Raw genomic sequence first — 11,817 nt, forward strand, 5'->3', positions numbered from 1 at the left:
TCTTACATTTTAATAGGTTTGTTTATTTGCTTAAGTCAACCACCGGATGAACAGTCCATCCGTTCTCACTGAAATAAGTAGAGTTGTCCGTGCTAAAGTTGGCAGAGTTACCACTTAGGTTAGGGTTCTTGTTCAACAACTGTTGTACGATGGGCAGAAATTCGTGCCCGGGTAAGTAGGTGTCAAAAGAACTTTTTAGTTCGGAGTCGGTTGCGATATCGTTGTAGTCTACAGGATCTTTGGTTCCGGTTACAGAACGGCGTACGACACTGTGCTCCTTAAGTTGTTGCAAACGATCATTCTTATAGAAGAATCCCCAGCGGATAAGATCGAATCCGCGTCCGAACTCACAACCAAATTCTTTCGGACGCTCCACATTGGCAATCTGCTCGAAGAGTTTGTCGGCTGTAGGGAAGTCAGCCAGTTCCAGATCGGGCAAGTCAGCGCGGTTGCGTACTTCGTTAATCCAGTCGATGGCCTGTTGTGTGGGGCCGTTGACTTCGTTTTCACATTCGGCAGCACGGAGCAGCACGTCGGAGTAGCGCATCAGACGCAAGTTGATTCCATCGTGTAAGCCTGTAATAACGGTGCTATAGAGTCCGGTACGGAGGTTTGTGAACTTGGCGATGGGTAGACCACCGTATGTGTTGTTGGTTACGATGTTGTCGGTGGCTGTAAGTTTGCTCGTATAAGCTACATTGCCATATTCAAAGTCTTCCCAATCGGATTCGTAAGTACCGATGGTCCAGTACAGACGCGGGTCGAGTTTGCCGTCAGTAGTACGTTCTGCTTTGAAGAGATGGTAGAGCCAGGGGGAAGCCGAAATGTCGGCCCAACCGCCATAATTGCCGGGAGCGAAGTTACTCTCGATGGCCGAACCTTGGGTGGCATTCGGGCTGGTGTTCACCGGAGTCCACTCGTCGTCGGTTCCTTGTGATTCTAAGTCAAGGAATTGCACTTCGAAAAGGCTTTCCTTGTTGTTCTCATAGGCAGGACCTTCACGAAAGTTGTCGCCATAGTTATCCATCAGTTCATAAGTACCATATTTTTTGCCGATAATGTCTTTCAGTACAGTAAGGGCGTCTTTGAATTTATGGCGTACCATGAGCGCACGGGCATAGTAACCGGCTGCGGCACCACAGGTGGCACGTCCTTTTTCCCATTCGCCACCTTGATCTCGTGAGGGTAACAATTCCATGGCTTCTTTGAAATCACTTTCCACTTGGTCCAGCACGGCATCATAGGTGCTGTTGCCGGTATAAAGTCCATCCAATGAAGAGTAGGTGGCATAATCTGTGATGAGGGGCGGGTTCTGGTAATAACCAACCAGATTGTAGTATGACAGACCGCGCAGGAAGAGCACTTGTCCTTTGATGCGTTTCATTTTTTCGGAAAGCTGGCTGTTGTCTTCATCGCAACGGGAAATGGCAAAATTACATACATTAACGGTGTAGTACCATTCGCGCCAGGGCCACCACGTGATGTCCGAGGTTACTTCCGCATTCAGGTCATCGAAAGGCAGATACCATACTTGTGATGAATTCCAGGCTTCATCGCCACGACACACATCAATGGTGTAGCCTACACGGGCGTAAGAACCTTCCATACGGATATGGTTATAGGCGGCAATAACGCTCTCTTCCAAATCATCGGCATTGAAACCGAATGTGTTTGAGGTTTGCTGGTTGGGATTTAACAGCTCCAAATTATCATTGCAAGAAGTCAATGTGCCTAATCCCAAAAAGAGAACCAATGCATATTTATTGAGTTTCATATTGTTATGTTTTTAGTGATTAGAAAGTGAAATGAACGCCACACATGAAGGTACGTGCGGTAGGATAAGAACAGAAGTTATATCCCGGTGTGAAGGTACCTCCTGCATAGTCCACATTGTAACCTTTGTAGCCGGTAAAGGTGTGCAGGTTCTGTGCCGACACGTAGAAACGTACATCCGATACGTATTTGCCAAACCATTCGTTGGGGAAGTTGTAGCCCAGTTCTATATTGGCAATTTTCCAATAAGCTGCGTTCTGAATTTTGCGGTCGCTGAAGAGATCGTTCCAGGCCAGGCTGGCACTGTTGGTGACATAGGTACGTGGTACGCTGGAAAGATAGGTGCTGCCGTCTTCGCTGAAGCGATTGGCGTCGAGCATGGCTACGTCTTTGTTGCCCCAGCCATAGCAAGAGTTCAGAGAGTTGTGGATGTCGTCGCTAACATGATAGTTGAGTGCACCGAACGTAGCGATGCTCAGGTCGAAACGTTTGTATTCGAAGCGGGCGTTCAAACCGAAATTGATCTTAGGCATACCGCTGCCCAATACTACCTGGTCATTGGCATCTACCTTTCCGTCAGGCTTTCCGTCGGGACCGCTTACGTCCTTATAGAGGCAGTCACCAATTTGGGCGCCTTCTTGTGTGGCATGGTTGTCCAAGTCAGCTTGTGTGCGGGCGATGCCATCATAAACCCATCCGTAGAATTTGCCGATCTCTTCACCTACGTTGGTGATGTAGGCGCCGGAGATGTATGAATCGGTACCGAAGCCCAATGAGGTTACGCGGTTACGGACAGTACTTAAGTTAGCCGACACTTCATACTTGAAGTCGTGGTCTCGGTTGCGGTAAGTAGCTGCAAATTCGAAACCTGAATTGTTCATCGAAGCGGCGTTCATTGTTACGGTGGTATTGGATACACCGGCTTGTTCGGGAACGGGAACAGCATAAAGCAGGTCTTCACTGGTGTTCTTGTACCATTCGGCAGTGAATTCCAGACGGTTGTTGAACAAGGCGAGGTCGATACCCACGTTGTAGCTTTTCTTCTTTTCCCAAGAAAGGTTGTTGTCTACGAAAGTGGAAATGGCAGAACCGGTGATGGGCGTGTTGCCAAAGCTATAAGTCATGTTATTACGTGCCATTACAGCCTGATACATGTATTCACCAATGTTTTCGTTACCGAGCTCGCCATAGCTGGCACGTACCTTGAACATGTTGACAATGTTTCTGTTGAAGGGGAAGAAAGACTCCTTGTCGAAACGCCATCCCACAGAAACAGAGGGGAAGGTGCCCCAACGGATATTTTGGGACAAGCGGGAACTGCCGTCGCGGCGCACGGTTGCCGAGAACAGATAACGCTCGTCGTAGTTGTAGTTGATACGCCCGATGTAGGATAGGAGGGTGTGTTTGTATTCGAAGCTTTCAGCGTAAGTGTTGGCGGCATTCTGGAGTTGCAGGAAGTAAGGCTCGGTGAAGTTGACGCCCCAGCCTGTCAGCAAGTCGGTGTTTTCTTCTTCGTAAGTCTGGCCGGCTACCAGGTTAAAATGGTGTTTGCCGACGGTGGCATCATAAGTCAGCACGTTTTCAATCAAAGCATCGGCATAAGAGCGGGTAGCTTTGGTGAGACGTTCGTTGCTTTTGGCCAGATAGACACGGTTGCTCTGTACCCATGCAGGAATCCAGGTGAAGTCCTTGCAATGGGTTTTGCTGTAAGAGAGATTGACTTTATAGTTGAGCTTGTGGTTTTTGCTGTCAATACCGATCATTTTCAGGAGATCCACATCGGCAGAGGCTGTTCCTACAAAGCGGTCTACACGGGTATTGCGCTTTAACAGGTTATTGACCAGCAAGGGGTTGGAAGCTGAAATGTCACCATGTACGGTGTCGTAGTAAACACCATAACCATAAGAGTCATAGTTGAAGTTATTGGCGATCCCTACCAGATTGTCAAGTACCCAAGTAGAGTTGTCGTAGGCTTTGATGGTGGGTTGCATCAGCAAAGTACCACGCAGTATGTTGGTTACGTCTCCATACAGACCTTGAACGTATTCGGAAGCGTTTGACAAACCCATGTTGTCTTGATCGGAGTGAGAGTAAACCAGGCTGGTATGGAACTTGATGAATTTGGTGTCCATCGTGTTGTTGACACGCGCCGTGTAACGTTCGTAGTTGGGACCGGCGCCTTCCAGTGTACCTTTCTGGTTGTAGTAATCTAATGAAACGTTATAAGTATTGTGGGCACCGCCACCGGAGAGGTTCACATTGTGATTTTGACGGATACCTGTTTTGAACACTTCTTTAAACCAGTTGGTATTGGTGTTATCCTGGAAATGATATTTTCCGGTGGTACTGTCCAGCTTGTAACCGCCGGGCAGCGGAGTGTTGGAGTTGGCGCATGCCTGACCGATGTACTGGCTGTATTGGTCGGCATCCATTACGTCATAGACACTACTGGGAATGTAGTCCATACCTACGTACCCATTGTAGTCTACTTTCAGCGGTTGGTCTTTCTGACCGCGTTTGGTAGTGATGATGACCACACCGTTGGCTGCACGCGAACCGTAAATGGCAGCAGCTGATGCATCCTTCAGAATTTGGATGGTTTCAATATCGTTTGAAGAGAAATCGCGGATGGAAGTACCCATGGGGACACCATCGATAACATAAAGAGGAGAAGTGTCACCAAAAGATCCGACGCCACGGATACGGACGGTAGGGTCGGCACCGGGCTGCCCGTCGGAAGTGACTTGTACGCCTGATACTTTACCTTCGAGCATGGTGGAGATATTGGAATGGGATGTCTGTTTCAAGGCTTCCGTGTCTACTACAGCTACAGAACCGGTCAAATCGGATTTCTTTTGTGTGCCATAACCTATGACAACAACTTGTTCCAGCATCTGGTTGTCGGGTTGCAATTGGATAGCTTCAATGATAGCGCGGTTACGAACAGCTACTTCGCGTTCCTTGTAGCCTACATAGCTTATCGAAAGGATAGCGTTTCCGGCAACCTCCAGTTGGAAGTTTCCGTCCACATCGGTAATGGTTCCACCTTGTCCTCCTTTAATTCTGACAGTAGCTCCAGTCAAGGGCTCACCTTGTTCATCGATAACTTGACCGCGAACCTTGATAGCCGGAGATTGTGCTACGGTAGCTATAGCAGGTGTGGGATACACCATCATGCCACCCATAGCACACAGACTAAGCATTACGGAAAATAATAAATGTTTCCTCATTTTTTTAAGTATTAAATTAGTAGATTAAATTGTTGCTGATGTATTGAATTGAGATGTTGGATTATTGTACAATCCAATGTTGAATACTCTAGGTAGACAAATCACAGAGTTTATAAATATGCTGGAGCTATTCTTCATAATATTTAAGATTAGGATTAGACTTTAAAAGCAGGGTTCTCTTCCGAAAGATTGAGCACCGATTGCATGACAAAAGTATAATTTACACCGTAAACAGGGGTGGACAAACGGTTTTATAGGGTGGACGAATGGATAATGGAAAAAATGTATTTATTCCGCTTATAGTTTGCGTCTTTTGGGGGTGGTGAGATAGGCTTAGGAGAAGACTTTTTTTATATAAAGTCATGTAGCCGGACAACCTGGTGAAGGACTGTCCGGCTACATAAGGGATAAAATACAAATAAAATTCTCTGAAAGGAATTATTTCACAAGTAAAAATCCTCCTTCCGCCTGCATCGTAATGCTGACTTCATCATTCTTTTTTAATGTTATCTCTTCAGCGTGAGGATTTAGTTTTTTATCGTCCTGATAAAGCATCACTTTATCTCCTTTAGTACACATGGGAAGGTTCAACTTTAATTTCAGCGGTTCTTTTTGTGCATTGATTCCGGCTATGTACCATTTATCGGCATGCCGACGTGCCAGTACTACGTATTTGCCCGGATAGCCGTCAATGAATCTTGTTTCGTCCCATGTGGTGGGAACTTGCTTCATGAAATCCAAACAAACTTGGGGGGCATCGGTCAGGTTATTAGGCGCCAACGCAAAATTCTGAATAGGATTTTGGAATAAAACGGCTGTTGCCAGTTGGAATACATCAGTGGTCTTGCGTATGCTTCCGCCGTCATTGTTGCGGTTGAGGCGTTTGTTGAGGAATGTGCCACCAAACTCCATGCAACCGATGGTGTTGCGGATAAATGGATGCAGACAGGCATTAAACGCTTCTTCATCGCAAAAATGTTGTTGGAAAATCAGGTTTTCCGATGCGAGCACGGCTTCGCTTCCTACATAATTAGGATACATACGCTCCCATCCCCGAGGAAGGGTACAGCCGTGGAAAATGACCATCAGTCCATTATCATCCGCATCGCTCAGGATGGCTTCGTACAGACGCATGGTTTCCTGCTTGTCACCTCCGAAGAAGTCTACTTTGATTCCTTTTACTCCTATATTATGCAGCCATTTCATTTCCTTTTTACGGATAATGGGATTGTCCATGTAATTGGTAGGACCTTGCACTATATCATTCCAGTAGCCGCTGGAACTATACCATAAAAATACATCTACATTTTTACTGTGTGCATAGTCTATGAAGTCTTTCATACGTTCACGGCCGATGTTGGTATCCCACCAGTTGTCTATCAATACATATTCATATCCCATGGCGGCAGCAAGATCTACATATTTTTTCTGATCGTCGAAATTGATGCTGCCATCTTGCCAAAGTATCCAGCTCCAGGTTCCGCGTCCCATTTTGTATGTATGCTCCGTTGGGTAAAGAGGTTCCACGACATCCCATGGAATCGTTGTTTCTACAATGGGCTTCAGGTTTTCGCCTACAGTAATAGTACGCCAAGGAGTGGAACCGGGCAATGCAAGACCGGGAGATGCCGTACCGTTACCGTTGTTTTCTTCGGGCATGGGGAAAGCGAGGGTATAAAGTCCGTCGGCGGTGGCATCGCTCAGGTGTGAACCACAGTATTTGCTGTCTACTCCGGTTTCACTGATAAGTGCCCAGCCATTTTCTCCTACATGGAACAGACAAGGAAATGTGTAACCGTGCCCATATTGTGAACGTACATTCATAGGAGCGTCAGCCTTATATTCTTCCTCATAACTGGGCTTGGTACGTTTCCAACCTATCATGGCGTCACTTTGCGGGCACAGGAAAGTAGTGGTGAAGGAGGGGAAGTCAAAACCGGTAGTCTCTTTTTCTATCACGATGCTTCCCGTATCGCCATATTTGGGCATTTCGTAACGGAAAGCAATATCGTTGTTGCTTACGCGGAATATTATATTTATATTTTTCTTTTCTTTATTGGTAAAGGTGCATGTAAGTTCATTGGCTTGATAATGAATTTGTGATTGTTTGATACGGTCTTGCGTATAGGTCTTATCTATTTTATTCTCTTTTTGTCCGGTGAAAGTCATATCCCGGCTGAAGTCCCCCACATTGGCAACAAAACCTAAAGGTGAATCTTCCAGGATGGTCTTGTCCTTATAGGTAACGGAATAAACGGGGATACCCTGTTTTACGGATACATTTACTTTCAAAAAGGAATCGGGTCCTGTAACTGTAGCTTGTTGGGCAAAAGCTGACATTGTAGTGATGGCAAGCAGCCAAGTCATAAATTGTTTTTTCATGGGTATTAAATATGCTATTATAATGTAGAGCAAAGATAATTTATTTAGCGAGACGAGAGCGTAGAAAAACGGAGCATTTATGGTATACAATCCGTTCATTTTACGCTCTGGAATAAGTCAGTCGGTTCCATTCTCCATCATCGAACTGGGTGTTGTTCCGAAATGTTTTGTAAAGCAGCGTGTGAAGTATTTGGGATCATTGAATCCTACTTCGTATGCTATCTCAGATATATTCATATTGTGCGTCAGCCGGTTACGGATAATAAGTTCCCGCGCAAGATTCAGCCGGTAGTTACGCATGAATTGTCCGGCAGACTGTCCCGTCAGATTTTGCATTTTTTTGTTCATCAAACTTTTGCTTACCCCCATTGCTTCGATGAAATCGCTTATTTCGTAATAGGAGTTCTTATAGTTTTCTTTCACAATCTGCATCGCTTTGTCCAGGAATTTCTTGTCACTGGATTCTTTTTCGATATTCAGTGCATCCACGTCCATACTGTATGAGAACTTTTGTTGGAAACGTTTGCGGTTTTCCAGTATATTGGATATCCGGGCCAGCAGCAAAGTATCATCAAATGGTTTCAGCAGGTATTCGTCTACACCTATACGGAAGCTTTCGATACGCGATTCGTTGGATGTTTTGGCTGTGAGCATCAGGAAGGGGATATGTGAGATGGCGAAATTGGATTTTACCCGGCGGGACAGTTCCATACCATCCATGACAGGCATCATCAGGTCGCTAACAATAAAATCCACGTTCTGGGATTGGAGCACAGTCAATGCTTCTTCACCTTGGGATGCTTCGAGCACGTTATAATATTCGGCCAGAATGGAACGGATATAGTCGCGCATATCTTTGTTGTCTTCTACTACCAGAATCGTCAGTTTTCCATTGGTGGCAGGTTGCAAGGCCAGCGGAGATCCTACCGGTTCTTTAACTTGCTCTGTTGGTGCGGGCAGACTGTCTGCATCGGCATATTGCAAAGGAAGTAAAATACGGAAAGAACATCCTTTGCTCTGATTATTCTTGGCACAAATTGAACCTCCATGCAACTGGACAATTCGTTTGCATAGATAGAGGCCGATTCCGGTCCCGCTTTGTCCGTTGATAGAGGAATGCGTCTTGTTTTGTGATTGGTAGAAGCGGTTGAATACTTTGTCTATCTCTTCTTCGGGCAGTCCTGGCCCCGTATCCCGGATACAGATGAACAACTTTTCCTGCTCTTCCTGGCGGAAGGGGGTGGCATAGATGGTAATTTGTCCTCCTTTGGGGGTAAATTTCAAAGCATTTCCTATCAAATTGACAATCACTTTATGCATGGCATCCTCATCGTACATGATTTCACATGAAGGAAGGCGGAAACGACGTTCGATGGTTATTCCTCTTTCGGATGCATATGCGTCGAAGGGAACCAGCAGTTCATTGAGTAACTTGGCAAAGTTGCCCGGGTTGCGGACAATTTCCATTTTCCCTGATTCTACTTTGCGGAAGTCCATTAATTGGTTGACCAGTGAGAGCAGATATTTTGAGTTGCGCTCCACAAAATGTAATTGTTCAATGACTTGAGGATTGTAGCTTAGTTTCAATGCCCTTTCTATAGGTCCTACGATTAATGTCAACGGAGTACGGAATTCATGGGTGATATTGGTGAAGAAGGCGAGTTTGTCAACCGTCAATTCCTGTACTTTCTTTGACATTTGTATCAATTGCCCTTTTTGTTTGGTTATTTTTTCGTTTTGCTGTTTCAATAGTTGGTTTTGACGATAGAGCTCGCTTGCCTGAGTGGAAAGCAGTTTTTTTTGTTCTTCCAGTTCACGGGTACGTTCCTCTACTTTGATGTGGAGCATTTCTTGTTGTTCTTTTAACGAACGAAGCCTCCATGATAATACCTTATATATAAGGAAAGATAGAAGAACCAATATGGACAGAATGAACCAGATGGTTTTATAGAAATAAGGTGATACGGCAATGTGGAGTTCTGCCATTTCTTCCAGCCATTGTTTGCCGTCGGGGGCATAACGCAGTTCGAAAGTATAGTTGCCGGGACGCAGGTTGGTATAGGCGGCTTGTCGCCTGTTGGCCGGCACTTTTATCCATTTGTCGTCAAATCCTTTCAAGCGGTAATAATAATTGGCGAATGTCGATGCATCATAATCCAGTGCGGCAAATTCAATATAGAGAGATTTGTCGCGTTCGTGTAACTGTAGGGTGCCGTTTGTGTACAATCGTTCTTCATTGGCCACACGAACATGGGTGAATGCCAGAGGAACAGCCTCCTTGGGATTTGTGTCTATGACTGGTTTGACTACAGACAGCCCTTTAGTACTTCCTACATACAAATCTCCATTGGCGGCACGGCATATTGCGTTCCAATAGAACTGGTTGGATAATAGTCCGTCTTTCCGGGTATAGTTGAAGAAGCTGTTGTTGTTAGGATTGAAGCGGGAGAGTCCGTTGGTGGTGGTAATCCAAAGATACCCTTCTTTATCTTCCGATATGCAGCGGACACTGTTGTTTATCAGTCCGTCTTCGGTGGTGAAGGAGCGGAAGGTATATTCTCCGTTTTCTGTTGGTGAGGATTTGTAGAAACCATATCCGTTGCTGCCTATCCATAGGGTTCCGTCTTTAGACTGGGTGATGTAGGTTACCCTTTCCTTCAACTTTGATTCCGGTTCGTCCAGCTTGATCCTCCAGAGTTGATAAATCAGTCTGGGGGCTTTCAAACTGCTTAGATCTATTCGGCAAAGTCCTTCTGTAAGTCCCAGCCACAGGTGGTTATCCTTATCTATATAGTATCCTGTACAGCCTTCAATTCCACCTAGGTTCATACCCTTGAATGGTTCGGTGAGCGTTTGTGTTTTCAAGTCGTAAACATAGATATTGGTACTGGTTCCCACCCAGATGGCATTATTCAAGTGGTCATAGCAGATACTTCCGGCCCATCCCCATGAGAAGTCTCCGTATTCGGGTATTTCTATGTGGTGGAATTGTTTGTTCTGCGGATTTTTCATGTCTATCCATCCTATGCCTCCTCCCCAGGTTCCTATCCAGAGTCTTCCATCGTTATCGCTGGTAAAACAACTGACGGTATTATGGCTTAGGTGGGCGGGTGCATCAGTGGTATAGTGTTCAAAAGTGTTGCTGCCGGGAGCCCGCCGGTTTAAACCTCCTTCTACGGTTCCTACCCATAAAACACCCGACGGGTCTTCATAAATGGCATTGACGGGATTTTGGGAAAGACTTCCGGGAATGGTGGGAATATGATAATAGTTTTGTACCAACAGCATCCGGCGGCTCATCTTGTTCAGCCCTCCCACTTCGGTTCCTACCCAGATAATGTCACCATCGGTCAGCAGACAGTTTACGAAGTCACAGTTCAATGTGTTTTGTACGATTTCTCCTTCTCCGGTATCTTTATTTATCCGCTCAAAATTGTCTGTCAACGCATTATAAAGGTTTATACCTTTTAGGGTGGCAACCAGCATGGTATGTTCTCCTGTTTCTGCTATGTCTGTGATAAAGTTTTGGGAAAGCGAGTTGTTGTCATTCGGATCGTACATATAATGCTTCATCAGTTCCGTATCCATATTGTATCGGAAAAGGCCTTGTGCGCTGCCAATCCAAATTTCATTTTCTTTCCGGCAGATTACTTGTATGGACACACCGGGTAATTGCAGGGCAGATGAAATGAATGTGGGTTCCTGTACTTCCATAGCCGATTCTTTGATGCGGTAGATACCGTCTTTGTAGTTTATCCAAAGATAGTCTTCCACCTCACAAATAGTCCGGACGGATTCTCCTGCCGGCACTTCGCATATTTTAATGATCTGTCTTATATTTCCTTGTTTGTCAAAGGTAATTTTGAATAAATTGTTTTCCGAACAAACCCAAATATTTCCCGCTTTGCTATGGAGAATGAGATGGGAGGGGCGGTTGCACAGTGAAATAAGTTTGTCTTTCGTATCAGCGACTTGTACAGTCTGCATGGTTTGTATATCCAATATGTCAATACCCATTTCACTGACAGCCCAAATACGCTTGAAGTTATCCTCACACAGTTTGTTTATGAAGTTGCTTCGTAGTTTGGTGTGGGTGCTTCCCATATTGAAGGCGGTAAATTCATAACCGTCATAACGGGCGATTCCTTCCCCACGGGTGGCAATCCATAAAAAGCCCTGACTGTCTTTCAATATATCGTCCACGAAGTTGTGAGGCAGTCCTTCATCCATCGTAATAGCGGTGACGTTATAGCGTTCAGACCATTTTCCGGCGGTCTCTTCAGCTTGCATAGACAGGCTCGACAGAAAGATGAACAGGGCAAATAGCAAAGAATGTCTTTTCATAGTGTGTAGTTCATTAATGACGTAAGAATATACCATTATGGAAACAAAGATATACCTTTTCGTTTTTCCTTAAAAACAAACAAATCAT

The 11,817-nt window shown here is 45.3% G+C and carries 4 protein-coding genes; all 4 read right to left on the reverse strand.

The window, feature by feature from the left end:
* Positions 1–22: 22 nt before the first annotated feature.
* Positions 23–1,774: a RagB/SusD family nutrient uptake outer membrane protein gene (locus AB5062_RS07545; RefSeq protein ID WP_005844363.1), complete on the reverse strand. Its 1,752-nt coding sequence runs from the start codon at positions 1,772–1,774 to the stop codon at positions 23–25.
* Between the two features lie 19 nt (positions 1,775–1,793).
* Positions 1,794–5,003, reverse strand: coding sequence for a TonB-dependent receptor (locus AB5062_RS07550; protein WP_005850211.1), 3,210 nt, complete (start codon positions 5,001–5,003; stop codon positions 1,794–1,796).
* Positions 5,004–5,441: 438 nt separating this feature from the next.
* Positions 5,442–7,370 carry a glycoside hydrolase family 97 protein gene (locus tag AB5062_RS07555; protein WP_032952988.1) on the reverse strand — a complete coding sequence of 643 codons (1,929 nt, stop codon included), beginning with the start codon at positions 7,368–7,370 and terminating at the stop codon, positions 5,442–5,444.
* A 132-nt stretch (positions 7,371–7,502) separates the two neighbouring features.
* The gene (locus tag AB5062_RS07560; RefSeq protein WP_368326852.1) at positions 7,503–11,729 is read right to left on the reverse strand and encodes a two-component regulator propeller domain-containing protein; all 4,227 of its coding nucleotides are present in this window, start codon (positions 11,727–11,729) and stop codon (positions 7,503–7,505) included.
* Between the last annotated feature and the right edge of the window lie 88 nt (positions 11,730–11,817).

The sequence above is a fragment of the Phocaeicola sp. RTP21359st1_B8_RTP21360_211022 genome (assembly GCF_040911965.1).
Taxonomy (GTDB): Bacteria; Bacteroidota; Bacteroidia; order Bacteroidales; family Bacteroidaceae; genus Phocaeicola; species Phocaeicola vulgatus.

What these genes read in the sequence shown, in the direction of transcription:
- AB5062_RS07545 (WP_005844363.1), bottom strand. Translation starts at nt 1,774, where the DNA reads ATGAAACTCAATAAATATGCATTGGTTCTCTTTTTGGGATTAGGCACA.
- AB5062_RS07555 (WP_032952988.1), bottom strand. Translation starts at nt 7,370, where the DNA reads ATGACTTGGCTGCTTGCCATCACTACAATGTCAGCTTTTGCCCAACAA.
- AB5062_RS07560 (WP_368326852.1), bottom strand. Translation starts at nt 11,729, where the DNA reads ATGAAAAGACATTCTTTGCTATTTGCCCTGTTCATCTTTCTGTCGAGC.
- AB5062_RS07550 (WP_005850211.1), bottom strand. Translation starts at nt 5,003, where the DNA reads ATGAGGAAACATTTATTATTTTCCGTAATGCTTAGTCTGTGTGCTATG.